The sequence below is a fragment of the Novosphingobium fluoreni genome (assembly GCF_014196615.1).
GTDB lineage: Bacteria > Pseudomonadota > Alphaproteobacteria > Sphingomonadales > Sphingomonadaceae > Novosphingobium > Novosphingobium fluoreni.
Genome location: NZ_JACIDY010000006.1, coordinates 1 through 16,341, shown reverse-complemented (window position 1 = coordinate 16,341; position 16,341 = coordinate 1). Strand labels below are relative to the sequence as shown.

17 protein-coding genes are annotated in these 16,341 nt (G+C 64.0%); 7 read left to right on the top strand and 10 right to left on the bottom strand.

Annotation, left to right across the window (positions count from 1 at the left end):
• The first annotated feature begins 238 nt into the window (after window positions 1-238).
• Window positions 239-874 (top strand): single stranded DNA-binding domain-containing protein, encoded by a 636-nt coding sequence (locus GGR39_RS12150; protein ID WP_183617399.1) that lies wholly within the window; start codon window positions 239-241, stop codon window positions 872-874.
• 76 nt (window positions 875-950) lie between these two features.
• Here the strand turns inward: GGR39_RS12150 and GGR39_RS12145 are convergent, their stop codons facing one another.
• Entirely contained in the window at window positions 951-1,412 is a 462-nt protein-coding gene (locus GGR39_RS12145; protein ID WP_343055877.1) for a (deoxy)nucleoside triphosphate pyrophosphohydrolase, read from the bottom strand.
• A gap of 64 nt (window positions 1,413-1,476) precedes the next feature.
• On the opposite strand from GGR39_RS12145, the gene GGR39_RS12140 reads away from it, so the two are divergent.
• Window positions 1,477-1,647: a Flp family type IVb pilin gene (locus tag GGR39_RS12140; protein ID WP_246388671.1), complete on the top strand. Its 171-nt coding sequence runs from the start codon at window positions 1,477-1,479 to the stop codon at window positions 1,645-1,647.
• Window positions 1,648-1,747: 100 nt separating this feature from the next.
• Window positions 1,748-1,918 carry a Flp family type IVb pilin gene (locus GGR39_RS12135; protein ID WP_183617396.1) on the top strand — a complete coding sequence of 57 codons (171 nt, stop codon included), beginning with the start codon at window positions 1,748-1,750 and terminating at the stop codon, window positions 1,916-1,918.
• Between the two features lie 72 nt (window positions 1,919-1,990).
• On the opposite strand, the gene GGR39_RS12130 is transcribed toward GGR39_RS12135, so the two are convergent.
• The 3 genes from GGR39_RS12130 to GGR39_RS12120 all read right to left on the bottom strand — a co-directional run bounded on the left by GGR39_RS12130 (window position 1,991) and on the right by GGR39_RS12120 (window position 6,363).
• Window positions 1,991-3,472 carry a M48 family metalloprotease gene (locus GGR39_RS12130; RefSeq protein WP_183617395.1) on the bottom strand — a complete coding sequence of 494 codons (1,482 nt, stop codon included), beginning with the start codon at window positions 3,470-3,472 and terminating at the stop codon, window positions 1,991-1,993.
• Window positions 3,473-3,536: 64 nt separating this feature from the next.
• A complete protein-coding gene (locus GGR39_RS12125) occupies window positions 3,537-4,448 on the bottom strand; it encodes a tyrosine recombinase (RefSeq protein WP_183617394.1) in 912 nt (303 codons plus the stop codon).
• A gap of 7 nt (window positions 4,449-4,455) precedes the next feature.
• Window positions 4,456-6,363, bottom strand: a complete 1,908-nt coding sequence (locus tag GGR39_RS12120) for a hypothetical protein (RefSeq protein ID WP_183617393.1) — start codon at window positions 6,361-6,363, stop codon at window positions 4,456-4,458.
• Window positions 6,364-6,593: 230 nt separating this feature from the next.
• Between GGR39_RS12120 and GGR39_RS12115 the strand changes: the two genes are divergently transcribed.
• The 4 genes from GGR39_RS12115 (at window position 6,594) to GGR39_RS12100 (ending at window position 10,330) form a co-directional block, all read left to right on the top strand.
• Window positions 6,594-7,169 (top strand): shikimate kinase, encoded by a 576-nt coding sequence (locus GGR39_RS12115; RefSeq protein ID WP_246388670.1) that lies wholly within the window; start codon window positions 6,594-6,596, stop codon window positions 7,167-7,169.
• Entirely contained in the window at window positions 7,160-8,278 is a 1,119-nt protein-coding gene (gene aroB / locus GGR39_RS12110) for a 3-dehydroquinate synthase (protein WP_183617391.1), read from the top strand. The genes GGR39_RS12115 and aroB overlap by 10 nt, the downstream gene beginning before the upstream one ends.
• Window positions 8,279-8,354: 76 nt before the next feature.
• Window positions 8,355-8,723, top strand: a complete 369-nt coding sequence (locus GGR39_RS12105; RefSeq protein ID WP_183617390.1) for a PRC-barrel domain-containing protein — start codon at window positions 8,355-8,357, stop codon at window positions 8,721-8,723.
• 215 nt (window positions 8,724-8,938) lie between these two features.
• Window positions 8,939-10,330, top strand: a complete 1,392-nt coding sequence (locus GGR39_RS12100) for a peptide MFS transporter (RefSeq protein ID WP_183617389.1) — start codon at window positions 8,939-8,941, stop codon at window positions 10,328-10,330.
• Window positions 10,331-10,378: 48 nt separating this feature from the next.
• On the opposite strand, the gene GGR39_RS12095 is transcribed toward GGR39_RS12100, so the two are convergent.
• The 6 genes from GGR39_RS12095 to bktB all read right to left on the bottom strand — a co-directional run bounded on the left by GGR39_RS12095 (window position 10,379) and on the right by bktB (window position 16,128).
• Window positions 10,379-10,750 (bottom strand): tRNA-binding protein, encoded by a 372-nt coding sequence (locus tag GGR39_RS12095; RefSeq protein ID WP_183617388.1) that lies wholly within the window; start codon window positions 10,748-10,750, stop codon window positions 10,379-10,381.
• Entirely contained in the window at window positions 10,750-11,109 is a 360-nt protein-coding gene (locus tag GGR39_RS12090; protein WP_343055876.1) for a lysozyme inhibitor LprI family protein, read from the bottom strand. Before GGR39_RS12090 ends, GGR39_RS12095 begins: the two co-directional genes overlap by 1 nt.
• On the bottom strand, window positions 11,106-12,143 hold the full coding sequence (gene bioB / locus GGR39_RS12085) for a biotin synthase BioB (protein ID WP_058738011.1): 1,038 nt from the start codon (window positions 12,141-12,143) through the stop codon (window positions 11,106-11,108). Before bioB ends, GGR39_RS12090 begins: the two co-directional genes overlap by 4 nt.
• Window positions 12,144-12,145: 2 nt before the next feature.
• On the bottom strand, window positions 12,146-14,386 hold the full coding sequence (scpA, locus tag GGR39_RS12080; protein WP_425490602.1) for a methylmalonyl-CoA mutase: 2,241 nt from the start codon (window positions 14,384-14,386) through the stop codon (window positions 12,146-12,148).
• Between the two features lie 114 nt (window positions 14,387-14,500).
• Window positions 14,501-14,938: a methylmalonyl-CoA epimerase gene (gene mce, locus GGR39_RS12075; RefSeq protein WP_183617386.1), complete on the bottom strand. Its 438-nt coding sequence runs from the start codon at window positions 14,936-14,938 to the stop codon at window positions 14,501-14,503.
• Window positions 14,935-16,128, bottom strand: coding sequence for a beta-ketothiolase BktB (bktB, locus tag GGR39_RS12070; RefSeq protein WP_183617385.1), 1,194 nt, complete (start codon window positions 16,126-16,128; stop codon window positions 14,935-14,937). Before bktB ends, mce begins: the two co-directional genes overlap by 4 nt.
• Window positions 16,129-16,341: the final 213 nt, after the last annotated feature.

Here is a 16,341-nt window from a genome sequence, read left to right as displayed (position 1 = left end):
GTTCCCTTTGCAGAGGCGGCACAGACCCTCGGGGCAAGTTGGCAATCCGTATGAATTCCTCACCTCCCCGCATCTCAGCCACAGTACAACGCGCTGTTCATGTTGCCTCAAGGCGGTGACTTTAAGTCTGCAGGTAATCCGCACCAATAATGGTGTGACCGCGTTGAAGTCTCGGCGGAACGACCTGAGACCATCCGCGTTATTCGATGCAAGATTCAGAGTTACCAAGGAGACCGTAATGAAGAAATCACTTATCGCAGCCGCTCTGGCAGCTTCGGCCATGGTGCCCATGTCGGCCTTCGCTCAAGCGGCGTCTGCTCCGGCTGCGGCCGCGCCGGCTGCTACCGCTGCGCCTACAGTGGGTGCGAAGGTTTATGACACCGCGGGGGCCGAAGTCGGCACAGTGGAAAAGGTCGATGGCGCGAACGCAGTCGTCTTCACCGGCACGAAGCGCGCTACCCTGCCCGGCACCGCCTTTGCGAAGAATGACAAGGGTCTGGTGATCGCGATGACGCAGGCGCAGCTAAATGCCGCCGTCACCGCTGCCGAAAGCAAGACGGCCGGCGCGATGGACGCGGCGCTGGTGGCTGATGCCCCGATCAAGAGCAAGGACGGCGTTGCAGTCGGCACCGTGCAAAAGGTTGAAGGTGATAACGTGACGGTCGCTCTGACTGACGGCAATCCGGTGACGATCACCAAGCAATACCTGACCGTGGGCGCCAACAATGCCCTGACGCTGACCATGAACGCGACCGAGTTCAAGTCCGCCGTGACGGCTGCCACCCAGAGCGCGGCCACGGCGCCGGCCAGCGCCGATGCTTCGGCCAACACCACCGCCAAGGCGGGTGCCACGCCGGACGCAACGGAAAACTAAGCGATCTATATTCGCTGACATGAAGGGCCGGGGTGCGTGGCGCATCCCGGCCCTTTTTCGTGTCTGACGGCGCTGGCTAGATAAAGCCGCTTTGCAGAATCTGGCTCAGGCGCTCTGCGAGCGGATAGTCTAGCGGCGGCATTGCCAACGTGCCGATCATGGCGGGTTCCATCCACGCCAATTGCGCCGCTGCCAAAGGCTTCGGCTCGCCGTCCCAGATACGGCAACAGAACAACAGGATCGTGATCGAGCGACCGGCATTCCCGGCCGCGCCAGTGGCGAACGTCACGGGCGTGAGATTCTCGGGCCTCACGATCAGGTCCAATTCCTCTGCAATTTCGCGAACCAGGGCGGCTTCGAAGCTCTCACCCGATTCGAGCTTGCCGCCGGGAAACTCCCATAGTCCGCCGTGCGCATCGGCTTCCGGCCGCTGCTGAAGGAGAACTTTGCCCTCTGCATTAAGTAAAGAGACTGCGGCGACCATAACGGTTGGCGGCCGGATCTCGGCCGCTTCGCAACTACTTAACGGAGTCTTCACGTTAGGGTGTCACCTTGAGGCAAATTGGGGAAGTTTTGAGGCGGCAATGCGAATAGGGTTGTATTTGAAAGCCTTGCTGCACGACAGCCGTGGCACATCTGCAGTGGAATACGGCCTGATCTTGGGAATCGTGGTGCTGGGCATCTTTCTGGCCGTGAGCGGCGTGGCCAGCGAAACCCTTAAGATGTGGTCTTACGTCGAAGCTAAAGCCGCCAAAGCGCACCAGGGCAATTAAACATATTTTCAGTTTTCTCCCGTAGTCACCAAGTTGTCCGGGGGGCGAGCGCTTAACGGACCGGGTAAGTTAGAGACGTTCACATCCCAGGAGATTGCACATGAAGTTCCTCAACAAGTTCCGCCGCGACGAAAAGGGCGCCACCGCTATCGAGTACGGCCTGATCGCCGCTCTGATTGCCGTCGCCGCCATCACCGCGATGTCGGGCCTTGGTTCTTCGCTGACCTCGACCTTCAACAAGACCTCGTCGACGCTGCAGGCGAAGAACTAAGCCTCAGCTTAGTCTGACAAGATCTAGGGCGGCAGGGAAACCTGCCGCCCTTTTTCGTGCGCGTTACTGCAATCAGTACGTGACCAGCTTCACCTTTTGGCCCGGCGTCAATCGGGCATCCTGCTGCAAGCCGTTCAGCACCAGGAAGCGGTCCAAGGGCGCGTCGGAGTAAGCCATGCGCGACGATAGCGATCGCACGGTATCGCCCGCTTTCACGGTCACCACCGACAGCCGGCGTGGCTTCACCGATCCGGCTTGCGCCGCCGTTATCCGCCGCATCGAGCGGAACATGGTGTTGAACGCGCCCGCGCCGCCCGCCTGGGTGATCGTGACGAAGTGGTACGCCTTGCCATTCCCGAAATCGTAGGCAAACACAGCGACGTCCATGGTGCCGCTATTGGTCTGCGCCGTCGCCACGCCATAGCGTGCGGGAAGGCCGTTCACGGTGGTGCTTTCCAGAGATTCGGGCCTGACGCCAGGCTGGCCCGATCCGGTAAGACCCGCAAAGACATTGGCGACATAGGTATCGAGATTGCCGTTGAAGCTGGCGGAAGAGAACTCCGCCTTGCCCGATTGCCCGGTGATCGAAACCGATTTCGCACCGTTGACCAGATAGAAGCCTTCCGGCGCGTCGAACGCCAGGCGCAATTCGGGGTGTGTGAACTTGCGCCCATCGACGATGCCCTGGCGCGGATCATCGTCGTAGGTCAGGCCGTCTATGCCTGCCAGGAACTTGTCCCGGTTGGTCGTGCCAGTGGCGTTGGCTCCGGCCTGAACCAGCGCATCGCGGACGCGGGACGCCGGATCGGGGTGAGTCGAAGCCCACTCCGGTGTCTGGCTGGTGCTGCCGCGCAGTTGCGATTCGAGGGCGTTCTGCCGCGCCAGGCTTTCCAGCACGGTGGACATGGCCCGCGGATCGTAACCCGCTCTACGCAGGTAAGTGATCCCCAGCTTGTCCGCTTCCAGTTCCTGCGTGCGTGAAAAGCGCAAGGTCAGTAATTGCGAACCTTGGGAAAATATCTGCTGGCCGATGCGCCCGAAGCCGCTGTCCCCCAGGATCGCGCCCGAAAGCACGGAGCCCAGCGCGCCCAGGATCGAATTGCGCTGCGCCGCCTTCTGCCGCTTGTTCGAGTGGCGCGCGGCAACATGGCCGACTTCGTGGCCGAGAACACCGGCGAGTTCGGCTTCGTTGTTCATCAGCGCGGTCAGCTGGCGCGTGACGTAGATGTAGCCGCCCGGGATCGCGAAGGCGTTATTCACGGGGGAGTTCAGCAAGGTCACGGTAAAATCGCTGCGGGCGTTGCTGAGGCCGGATTGCAGCGCGATCGTCTTGCCGACCGATTCCACATATGTCGCCTGAGGGCCGGTCAACCGACCGCCGAATTCCGCGGTCAGTTCGGGATTGGCCTTTGCGCCCTGCGCCTTGTCAGATGCGCTGATCGAATCGACGGCTTGCGCCCCGGCCGGTCCAGCCACGCCGGCGAAACCGGCCAGCCCAGCCGTGGACAATGCCAACGCGGAACCCAATGCAAGCTTGCGCCGTGTCGTCTTCATTTTGATCCCCAATTTACCCACAATCTCTCTCGGCAAAACCGCGATTCCGGCTTCGTGTTCCCTCCTAGAGATCGCTCATCCGCGCCAGAGGGTGCCTGGCATTGACCAGCTCGACCAGCCGTGCGCTATCGACATGGGTGTAGATCTGCGTCGTCGAAATGTCCGCATGGCCCAGCAGCATCTGCAAGACCCGCAGATCCGCGCCGCCTTCCAGCAAGTGCGTGGCGAAGGCATGGCGCAATACGTGGGGCGAAACGCGCGTCGGATCGATGTCCGCCCTCGCCGCCAGAGCCCGCAGCAGTTGGAACAATCGCACACGCGTCAGGTGGCCGTCCACGCCATGCGAGGGGAACAAGTGTCGCGAAGTGGACCGGCGCAGCGCCAGCCACCGCGACAGCGCGTGGCGAGCGCGCGTGCTGACGGGCACCATGCGCTGCTGGCCGCCCTTCCCCGCTACATGGAGAAAAGGCGCATCGCGCGGCACCGCATTCACCAGCAACGATACCAGCTCGCTCGCACGCAAGCCTGACCCGTAAAGCAGTTCCAGCAGGCACAGCAGGCGAACGGCATCTGATCGATCGGACGCGGCCTCCTCCTCTGCGCGCGTGAGGAGGCGGGTGACGTCCTCCTGGCTCAACAGGCGCGGCAGGGGTCGCCGGGTCACCGTGGACGGCAGGGCCGGCGATGGGTCATCGTCGCGCAGGCCCTCATCCACCAGGAACCCGTAGAACTGACGCAGTGCCGAGCATCGCCGCGCCAGACTGGCGGGGGCAAGGTCTGCCCAAACCGCGCCGAGGGAGGCCAGGGCGTCTGCCTCGGCCAGCGCCGGATCACCGATCGCAAGTTGCGCTGCCAACAGATCGCGGCGGTATGCCTCAAGGGTATTGCGCGCCGCGCCGCGCTCGGCCGCGAGCATCGCCAGAAATTGCTCGATCGTGGCGCTGACCGCAGCCTTTTCCTTGCGCGGTACGCCCATTCCGGGCCTAGGCGCGGGCGACCGCTTCGGCAGCGATCATCCTCGCTTCGGCATCGAGCCCCACGGTCCGCAGCGCCGAGACGATATGGTAGAGATACCGCGGCGTCATTTGCGACCATTGCGTGCCCTGCATTCCCAGCCCGGCGAGCAATGCGACCGTGACGACATCGTTCTGGCGCGCCGCATCGTCAATCGTGCGGCTCCACCGCGTGGCGCTGCCCAGGTTGAGGCCAAGGCTGGAGGAATAGCTGCCCGCCGTGCCAGACCCGATCCGCCCGAGCCCGGCCAAGCCCGCTACCAACAAGCCGGATCGGTGCTTGCCATCGCTATCGTCGCCATCGACGAACGAACTGATATCGCCACTGCTCACTTCGTCTGATCTGTTAGGCGCAGCGCAAACCAGCATACCCCAGCCCTGGCTACCGGCGTTCACCACGTTTGCCCAACGCATCGCATTGGCGTCCAGCCCCGCCGCCAGCATCGAGGCGATCAGCGGCCCGGCGCTGTCCACCATCTGCTCGCTGGCAGGCAGGCGCGCGGCGGCGTACGCCGTTAGCACCTTGCGTGAATAATCGTTGGGCGCGTCCTTCACTCCGTCCCACAAGGAGCGTATCGCGGAGAGCCGGCCGGCCGGATCGTCCAGCACGTAAGCGTCGCGCAATTTTTCCGCGCGATCGGACCATTCGCCCGTGACATCCGGCTCGGCATAAAGCTGGCCATAGAGGTCGACCATCGCCGCGCTGGACAGGACGCCGGTGGCTGCCGCGCCGTCTGCCGCCGCCGCCCGTCGCGTCAGCCCCACCATCGGAGCCAGCGCCGTCAACGGAGCGAAGCGCGGGCCGGCGTTCTTCATCAAAGCCTCTGGCGGATTGAGGCCCACGGCATTGGCAAGGCCATAGCGCCACGGCGTCATATCATCGACGCCGTCCCACTCGATCGTCACAGCCTTGCGCGAACGTCCCGCCGCCCCGGCATACTTTTCCGCCAGGAGGAGATCGATGCGCGACATCGTGCCGCGATAGCGGTAGCGCTCCAGCTGGGCGAGCGCCGCGGCCCCGTTGCCGCGAAACGCGCTGCAAATCTGCTTGGCTACGTTCCACGGCGCATCGTCGCGCAGCGACCCTTGCGTGGCGAGCATCGGGCAAGCGCCGGTGAAATCACCGTTCGCGCCATAAACATCCAGTGCCACGCCAACGACGTCGGGCGTGTAGTTGCCCGCGTCCATGTCCTGCAGCACGGCGCGGGCGGCTTCCACCTCACCCATGCGCAGCAGCAGTCCGACGCGCAGCGCCAGAAATTCCTGCGGATTCATGCCGCGTGGCGCATCGAGGCGCGATGCCAGCGCGCGGCGCAGCAGGATATGTCCCCAGCGCGAAACCATGTCGCCGCGATTGGCGGCGATCGCCAGGCGGACGAGGCGCCCGTTCTGTCCCGCCAGCACGGCCCCATCGAGGCCGCCTTCGCTGGTGTCGATCACGCCGACCTGCGTCATCGCACGACGCGCGCCGTTGGGCATGTCGAAATCGGGCTTGAGGCCCAGCAGATCCTGGAAATCCTCAGGCGTCATCCGCGCCAGCTCTTCCAGGGAGGGCAAGCGCTTCAGCGTGCCTTCTCCCGTCGGATCGGCGATGCCCGCTGCCGTCGAACCGCCGGGGATGGTTTCGCCCGGCAAAGCCTGCACTACGGGCGTGGACGTAGCGGTGGCTGAAGGCGAAGCGGCTGACGATGCCGTAGATGTCGGCGCTGCGGCACTCGCCTGCGGGCGGGGTGCGGGCCGCGCCTTGGCGGCAGGAGGTGGCGCGCTGGCCGGTTCGTTGAAGCCGGGCGGCAGCAGCGATTCCGGAGCACCTTGGGCCAAAGCCAAAGCCGAAGTCAGCGCGAGCGCCGCGCCGGTGAGCAGAACGGAACGCCTCATTTGCCGGCCCTTGGCACCGGCAGCGGCTGAACGATATCGCGCATCGGCTGGCGGCCGCCATCGGTCCAGGCATAGCCAAGCAGCGCGACCATCGGGATTACCAGCGTCAACATCGCCACTCGCCTTATCTTGCGCTGCGCCCGTATCTCGCGCTGCCCATTGCGACCCGTCACCAGACTTCCTCAAGGATGCTTGCGCGCCGACCTAGCGCAACTATAGGGGCCGCTGCAATGGACACATCGCCGCCCCGACTTTCCGATCAGCAGATCGCCGAACTGGCGCGGCGGATCGATCGTCCGGTCGTTCTGGTCGGGATGATGGGCGTTGGCAAGTCCAGCGTCGGCCGGCGGGTGGCCGGATTGCTGGGCTGGCCGTTCGTCGATGCCGATGACGAGATCGAGCGTTCAGCCCGGATGACTATCCCCGAGATTTTCGCCGCTTACGGGGAAGATTATTTCCGCGATGGCGAACGCCGCGTGATCACACGATTGCTGACCGAAGGCGCGAAGCACACCGTGATCGCCACCGGCGGCGGCGCGTTCTGCAATGCCGCCACGCGCGATCTGATCCTGTCCCGCGCGATCACCGTGTGGCTGGATAGCGATGTCGATACCCTGGTCGAGCGGACCGCCCGCACCGACAAACGCCCGCTGCTGCGTGACGGCAATCCTAGGGAGATACTCCATCGCCTGCGCGAAGATCGGCGGCCGCATTACTCGCTGGCCCCGATACACGTGATCAGCGCCAGCGGCCCGCATACCCAAACCGTCCACCGCGTTCTGGAAGGCATCGCACAATGGCTTTGATCGCTGTCGATATCGCTGGCCGTCCTTATCAGGTTCACGTGGGAGACGGGCTACTGCCCAACCTGGCGCAGTATTGCCAGGACCGCCTGCGCAAACGCGTCGTTCCCATCATCACCGATGCCAATGTCCATAAACACTGGGGCGCCGTGGTGGAGCAAGCCTTGCGCGATGCCGGGCATGAGCCTGCATGGCGCATCCTGCCTCCGGGTGAGCAGACGAAGAGCTGGGCCGAGCTGGCCGCCACGGTCGATTGGCTGTTAGCTCTTGAGGTGGAGCGCAACGATCACATCATCGCGCTGGGCGGCGGCGTGATCGGAGACCTGACGGGATTTTGCGCCTCGATCCTGAAGCGCGGCTGCCACTTCATCCAGATCCCCACCACGTTGCTGGCGCAAGTCGATTCCAGCGTCGGCGGCAAGACCGCGATCAACACTTCCGCGGGCAAGAACCTGGTCGGCGCGTTCCATCAACCATCGCTGGTGCTGGCCGATCTCGACCTGCTGGCCACCCTGCCGCGCCGCGAGCTGCGGGCGGGCTATGCCGAAGTGGTGAAGTATGGCCTGCTGGGCGATGCGGCCTTCTTCGACTGGTGTGAGAAAAACGGCGCGGCCATGCTGGCGGGAGACCAGGCGCTACGCGAAGAAGCGGTGGCGCATAACGTGGCAGCCAAGGCCCGCATCGTGGCCGAGGATGAATTCGAACGCAGCGGCACGCGCGCGCTGCTGAACCTTGGGCATACGTTCGGCCACGCCCTGGAGGCGGAAACCGGCTTTTCGGATCGCATGCTGCACGGTGAAGCGGTGGCGATGGGCATGGTCCTGGCGGCCCGCTATTCCGCACGCACAGGACTGATGCCCGAGACGGAAGCGGAGCGTGTCGCCAGCCACATCGCGGCGATCGGGCTGCCTGCCGATCTCGCATCGCTCGGCTTGAATTGCGACGGCAAGGTTCTCGTCGGGCATATGCTGCATGACAAGAAGATGGATGCGGGCACCCTGCCCTTCGTGCTGATGAAAGGCATTGGCGTGGCCTTCTTAGACAAGCAGGTCGACCTGCAGGATGTCTCCGCATTCCTCGATCAGCAGATGCGCGTCTCCGCCACCGCCTGAGCTCGCACTGCAACCATCCGCCGCCTTGTTGCGTTGATATTTGGCATGGACTTCTCGCAATAAGAAGCCGTCTTCCATGACCGAGCCCGTCGCCATCGGCGAGACTGATCGCCTGATTTCTTCCGACAAGGTGGAGGGCACCCGCGTCTACAATCCGCGCGGCGATCGTCTGGGCTTCATCCGCAACTTCATGGTCAACAAGCGGAGCGGCCAGGTCGAATATGCGGTGATGGAATTCGGCGGCATCCTGGGCATCGGCAATGAGTATTACCCGCTGCCGTGGGACCTGCTTTCCTACGACGCTAAGCAGGGCGGATACGTTGTCGATCTGGAAAAGGACAAGCTGGAAGGCGCGCCACGGTACAACGATGGCGATCCCACTTGGGACGAAATCTACGCCCGGCAAGTCTACGGGCACTACGGCATGACTTACCCGCTGTTTTAGAGTGATCTGACAAGTTTGCCACCGGGGGCGGCGTTGCGCCATCCCGTATCGGAGGCGCACGGGGCGGCAGGTTCATCGGGGCCTGCCGCCTTTTTGCTGGCCCCGCCTCTTTCACCAGTCCACGCCGCGTCACGCAGGAGCGGGACAGCCTTGATCGTGACAGCGGGATGGCAACGCCCTAGACCCTCCTCTTCCAAGAAGGGTCCACCCGGTTCATGACCACCGCAGAAGCCACACCGCCCGTCGATCTCGACCCCATTCGGGACAAATCCGACCGGGCCTTTCTGGGCCATCCCAAAGGCCTGGGTTTCCTCTCCTTCGTAGAGGGGTGTGAACGTTTCTCGTATTATTCCATGCAGACGCTGCTGGTGCTCTACATGGTCAAGTACCTGCTGCTGCCGGAGAAGATCGGCAACGTCGTCGGGCTCCAAGCGCTTCAGAACGGCTGGTACGGCGGCATGCAGGGCCAGCCCCTCGCCTCCGCGCTGTTCGGCGATTATACCGCCTTGGTCTACCTGACGCCGATTCTGGGCGGGATCATCGCCGATCGCTGGCTGGGCCGCCGGGCCACCTTGATCGCGGGCAGCATCGTGATGGCACTGGGCCACTTCCTGATGGCGTTTGAGGGTGCCTTCCTGTTCGCGCTTCTTTCGCTGGTGGTCGGCGTCGGCCTTTTCAAGGGCAACATCGCGACCCAGGTGGGCGAGCTCTACGGCCCGAAGGACTTGCGCCGCGCCACGGCGTTCCAATTGTTCTACATCGCGATACAAGTCAGCGTCATCGCCGCTCCGCTCGTGTCCGGCACACTGGGCGAGAAGCTGGGCTGGCACTACGGCTTTGGCTGTGCGGGTATCGTCATGGTGGCGGGCCTGGTGTTGTACCTCTACGCCCGCCCCTGGTTGCCGGAAGACAACCGCCCCGCCAAGGGCACCGCCGCCCCGCGCGAGAAATTGCAGCGCAGCGAAGTGCCGCGCCTGATCGTGCTGCTGTGCCTGATTCCGGTGCTGGCCGTGGCGCTGCTGGTCAACCAGGAGATTTTCAACGCCTACCTGGTCTGGGCGGACGAAAAATTCCAGCTCACTTTCGCGGGCTATACCGTGCCGACAAGCTGGATGGTGACACTGGACGCCACCACCAGCTTCACCCTCCTCGTCGCCGTTACCGCTTTCTGGAAATGGTACTCCGCCCGCACCGGCCGCGAGCCGGACGAACTGGGCAAGATGATCATCGGCAGCGTCTTCACCGTCGCGGGCGCCCTGTGCCTGGTGATCGCGGCCGCTACCGGGGGCGACGGCAAGATCGGCCTGTTCTGGCCGGTCATGTTCCACATCCTGAACTCGATCGGCTTCGGCCACACCCTGCCGGTCAGCCTAGCCTTGTTCACCAAGGTCGCCCCCAAGGCGATGGCGGGCACGGTCGTCGGACTCTACTACCTGGCCTTCTTCGCCTCGAACAAGATCGTGGGCACGGTAGGCGGTTGGTACTCCACCATGGACACGGTGCAGTTCTGGCTGCTCCACGTCGGCGCGGCGACAGTCGGGCTGGTCGCGTTCGTGATCCTTAAGTTCTCGCTGGGGAAGCTGCTGGCCGATCCTGGGGCGATTTAGAGACCGCCCCCCCCTCGCCTCCGCTTTTTATGAGCGAGGCGGGGTGGATCAGAACAGGCGAGAGCCGTTGGGCACCGGGCGGTCGGGTGAGAACAGCACGACTCTGCCCGCTTCATCGGCGAAACCCAGGGTCAGCGCTTCGGACAACGCCCGGCCAATCTGGCGGGGTGGGAAGTTGACCACGCCGGCCACTTGCCGCCCGATCAGTTCCTCAGGCGTGTAGAGCGCGGCCATCTGGCCCACGCTGCGCCGCTCGCCGATGCCGGGGCCAAAGTCGATCCGCAGCTTCAGGCTGGGCTTGCGCGCGCCTTCGTAAACTTCCGCGGCGATGATCGTCCCAACGCGAATATCAATCTTCAGAAAATCGGCGAAGGCTATTTCGTCCGCCGCTCCGGCAGACGCATCATGCTCAAGATGCATCAGCGCGGGGCGTCGATATAGATCCGCAAGCGCTTGGTCCGCTCCTGGGTCAAGCCGGTGATGCAGGCGCTTTGCTGCATCGGCCACATCGAACCGCTATCCGGCCCCCGTCGGCCATTTTCGGCCACGCATTGCGCATCGCGATAGGCCAGCCACTTGCGCTGCGCGTCCAGCAACAAGTTGAAGTCGGCACGTGACCTGCTGCGGGCGATGTCGGACGCACGCTTCCAGGTGGCGTTCAACGCCTTGTCCGCCGCTTCGCGCTGTTGCCCCGCGCAGATGTTCATGTCCGCCTGGGTCATGGCATTCCGGCAGTCAGGTGCAGGAGTCGCTGCGGCAAGGATGAGCGCCAGGATCACTCTGCCGCTTCCAGTTTCGCGCAACCCTTGGGCATGCGCTGCGCCTCGACTTCGGCCGGGGTCAGGTCGATCGCCATGGGCTTCAGGCCAAGCCGGGCGAACATCGCCATGTCGTTGTCGTCGCCCGCATTGGGCGCGGTCAGCAGCTTGTCGCCGGTGAAGATCGAGTTCGCGCCAGCCAGGAAGCACATCGCCTGCGTCATTTCCGACATGGACTCACGTCCGGCGGAAAGGCGGACCATCGATCCCGGCATCGTGATCCGCGCCACCGCCACGGTGCGCACGAATTCCACATCGTCGATTTTGGCGAGCGGCGTATCGGCCAGCATGTCGCCCAGCACCGTGCCCTTCACCGGCACCAGCGCGTTGATCGGCACCGACTGCGGATGATCCGGCAAAGTCGCCAAGGTATGGATGAATCCGACGCGATCGGCGCGCGTCTCTCCCATGCCCACGATGCCGCCCGAGCAGACGTTGATCCCGGCCATGCGTACGTTTGATAGGGTATCGAGCCGATCGTCCATCGTGCGCGTGGTGATCACCTGATCGTAGCGCTCTGGCGAAGTGTCGATGTTGTGGTTGTAGTAATCGAGCCCGGCTTCGCTCAGCATGTCCGCCTGAGCGGGCGTCAGCATGCCCAGCGTCATGCAGGTTTCCATGCCCATGGAGCGCACGCCCTGCACCATCTCGATGATGGCAGGCATGTCGCGGTCCTTGGGATTGCGCCAGGCGGCACCCATGCAGAACCGCGTGGAACCGGCATCTCTCGCCTGGGCGGCGCGTTGCAGCACCTGCTGCACTTCCAGCAGCTTGGTCGCCTTGACGCCGCTATTGGCCGAGACGGACTGCGAGCAATAGCCGCAATCCTCCACACAGCCGCCGGTCTTGATCGAAAGCAGCGTGGATAGCTGGACCTCCGCCGGATCGAAGCTGCGCCGATGCACCTCGGCGGCGCGATAGACCAACTCGGTGAACGGGAGATCGAAAAGCCCCGCGATCTCTTCGCGAGTCCAGTCGGTACGTGCGTCGGTCATGCTTACTCCGCAGCCTGCAGTTCATCGCCCGCCGGCGGCATGTTGTGGCCCAGCAGGCGCAGCACATCGGCGGCGCACTCTACCACGTTCGAGCCTGGGCCATAGATACCCTGCACACCGGCGTTGCGCAGGTACTCATAGTCCTGCGGCGGAATAACGCCACCCGCGATCACCTTGATATCATTGCGGCCTTGCTCACGCAGGCGCTGGATCAGTTCGGGGATGAGCGTCTTGTGCCCGGCGGCGAGGCTGGATGCACCGACCACATCGACATCGTGCTCCAGCGCCAGCACCACCGTTTCTTCCGGCGTCTGGAACAGTGGACCCGATACGATATCGAAGCCCATGTCGCCAAAGGCCGAGGCGATCACGTTCGCGCCGCGATCGTGGCCGTCCTGGCCCATCTTGGCAACCATCAGCTTGGGCTTGCGACCCAGGCGGCGCTCGACCGCGGCCACACCATCCACCACCTGCTGCCAACGGCTGTCGCCCGCATAAGGCGCGGAATAGACTCCCTTCACCGGGGTCGGTTGCGTGCCATAGCGCGCGAAGCTCTCTTCCATGGCAGACGAGATTTCGCCCAGCGTCGCGCGCGCCCGGGCGCACTCCACGGCGAGCGCCAGCAGGTTGTTTTCCAGGCTCGAAGGCTTGGCCGCACCCTCACGCAAGGCCTTGAGTGCCGCCTCGCAGGCTTCGTTGTCACGCTCAGCTTTGGTCTTGGCGATGCGGGCGATCTGCCCTTCGCGGACCTTGGCGTTGTCGACCTCCAAGGTTTCGAGCAAGTCCTCGCTGGCCAATCGATATTTGTTGACGCCGACGATCACGTCATCGCCACGATCGACCCGCGCCTGACGAGCGGCGGCGGCGGTCTCGATCATCGCCTTCGGCCATCCGGCCGCAACCGCCTTGGCCATGCCGCCTTCGGACTGCACGCGCTCAATGATTTCCCACGCCTGATCGACCAGTTCCTGCGTCAGCGCCTCGATGTAGTAGGAGCCGCCCAGGGGATCGACCACCTTGGTCATCCCGGTCTCTTCCTGGATGATGATCTGGGTGTTACGGGCGATCCGGGCCGAGAAGTCGGTCGGCAGCGCGATCGCCTCGTCCAGCGCATTCGTATGCAGCGACTGGGTGCCGCCCAGCATCGAGGCCATGGCCTCGATCGTGGTGCGAACCACGTTGTTGTAGGGGTCCTGCTCCTGCAGCGATACGCCGGACGTCTGGCAATGGGTGCGCAGCATCTTGGAGCGTTCATCCTGCGCGCCCAGTTGCGTCATCGCCCGATGCCACAGCACGCGCGCGGCGCGCAGCTTGGCAATCTCCATGAAAAAGTTCATGCCGATGGCGAAGAAGAAGCTGAGGCGCCCGGCGAACTTGTCGATATCGAGGCCCGATGCGACGCCGTATTTCACGTATTCCATGCCGTCGGCGATGGTGAAGGCCAGTTCCTGCACCTGCGTCGCGCCGGCTTCCTGCATGTGATAGCCGGAAATCGAGATCGAGTTGAACTTGGGCATCTCGCGGCTGGTGTAGCCAAAGATGTCCGAGATGATCCGCATGCTCGGCTCGGGCGGATAGATGTAAGTGTTGCGGACCATGAACTCCTTGAGGATGTCGTTCTGGATGGTCCCGTCGAGCAGCTTGCGATCAACGCCCTGCTCCTCCCCCGCGACGATGAAGAACGCCAGGATCGGAATCACCGCGCCGTTCATCGTCATCGACACGGACATCTTGTCGAGCGGGATGCCGTCGAACAGGATCTTCATGTCCTCAAGCGTGTCGATCGCGACGCCCGCCTTGCCCACGTCACCCGTCACGCGGGGATGGTCGGAATCGTAGCCGCGGTGCGTCGCCAGGTCGAACGCGACCGAAAGGCCCTTCTGGCCCGCCGCCAGGTTGCGCTTGTAGAACGCGTTCGATTCCTCGGCGGTCGAGAAGCCCGCGTATTGGCGGATCGTCCAGGGGCGGCCCGCGTACATCGATGCGCGCACACCGCGCGTGAACGGCGCGAAGCCTGGCAGACCAGGATCGGCGGTCACGTCCTCGGCGGTGTAGAGCGGCTTGACGGCGATCCCCTCAGGCGTCTGCCAGATCAGGTCCTTGCCCTTGACCTCCTTGTCGGCCGCCGCCTGCCATTTCGCGAGGTCGGCCTGCACCGACGGCTCCGGCAACCGGCGCGCGTCCGGCGCGGCGCCGCTGTCTTCACCGGGATTGGTTTCGATCGTGGGCTTGTCGCTCATCATCCATTCCTCACATGCGGGCGGGCGAGAGGCCTGCCTCGCCGCTGTCTCTAACGCCGCCTGGCGGTCACCCGATCAAACCGGCCGGAGCAAGGTCAACCTCGCTCCCACGCCAAATCAGTGCGCTTCCTTCGGGGTTTCCATGATCTCGGTCAGCTGGCCACCCATGTCCTTGGGGTGGACGAAGAAGATCAGGGTACCGTGCGCGCCGATGCGCGGTTCGCCCAACACGCGCTTGCCCTGCCCTTCGAACCACGCCTTGGCTTCAAGGATATCAGGCACTTCGTAGCAGATGTGATGTTGCCCGCCGAGTGGGTTCTTCTCCAGCCACTTGCCCACCGCGCTGTCCGGCGTGGTGGGTTGCAACAGCTCCACCTGCGTGCCTGCCGTGCCGTTCTCACCCGGCGTGTTGACGAAACACACGCGCACTTGCTGGCTTTCCAGCACGAAAGGCTCGGTGATGTCGGTCGCGCCCATGACATCGCGGTAGTGCGCGATCGCGGCATCGAGGTCCGGCGTGGCAACGCCGATGTGATTCATGCGCCCCAGCTTCATGCCGCGGCAGCCTTCACGTTCTCGATCACCATGGCGATACCCTGGCCGCCGCCGATGCACATCGTGATCAGGCCATAGCGCTTTCCGGTGCGCTGCAGCTCGTACATGCACTTCACCGTCAGCATCGTGCCAGTCGCGCCGACCGGGTGGCCGATCGAGATGCCCGAGCCATTGGGGTTTGTCTTTTCCGGATCAAAGCCCAGTGCGCGCGAGACGGCGCAAGCTTGTGCGGCGAACGCCTCGTTGCTCTCGATCACGTCGATCTGCTCCAGCGTCAGGCCGGCGCGCTTGAGCGCTACCGGAACGGCGCGGATCGGACCTTCGCCCATGTACTCAGGCTCAACGCCGGCATGACCCCAGGCGACGATGCGAGCGAACGGTTTGAGGCCGCGCTTTTCCACTTCGGCGCCGGTGGCCAGGACCACCATGGCAGCGCCATCGTTGATACCGGACGCATTGCCCGCCGTGATCGAGCCGTCCTTCTTGAAAGCGGCGCGCATTCCGGCCAGCACCTCGATCGAGGTGTCACCCTTCACATGCTCGTCGGTGTCGAAGGTGGCCGTCCCCTTGCGGGTCTTGATCTCCACCGGCAGGATCTGGTCCTTGAACCGGCCTTCCGCGATCGCCTTGGCGGCGCGCTGGTGGCTGGTGACGGACAGTGCGTCCATCTCCCCGCGGCCGACCTGATGACGCTCGGCTACGTTCTCTGCCGTCACACCCATGTGATAGCCGCCGATCGCATCGGACAGGCCCAGCGTCAGCGCGTCTTCCTGGGTGTTCGCGCCCATCTTCTTGCCCCAGCGCACACCGTGGTCATGATAAGGCACGTTGCTCATCGATTCCGCGCCGCCGGCCAACGTGATGTCCGCCTCGCCCAACTGCATCAGCCGCGCGGCGGAGACGATCGCCTCAACCCCCGAACCGCAGAGGCGGTTCAGAGTGAGCGCCGGAACCTCAGCCGGGATGCCCGACTTCAGCGCAATCACGCGGCTCAGCATCTCGTCACGCGCGCTGGTCGGCATGACCTGGCCAACAATGACATGGCCCACATCGGCGGGCGCGACGCCAGAGCGCTCGATCGCTTCGATCGCGACCAAGGTACCCAGGTCCGCCGGCAAGAACGACTTGAGCGAGCCGCCGAAATCCCCAACCGGCGTACGCACGCCACTGACGATGTAGATGTCTTCCATGAATGGGTCCTCTAGCTTCCCCCCTGCGGCATTGGCGACACCGCGATGGAGGGGCAAATCGATCGGTCGTCTAGCACGACACGTAGGGACTGTCCGCCCGGCGTTTAGGCCAGCCGCTTACAGCGGGATATTGTCGTGTTTTTTCCAGGGGTTTTCGAGTGTCTTGTTGCGCAGTTTGCGCAAGGACAGGGCGATGCGGCGGCGGGTGGAGTG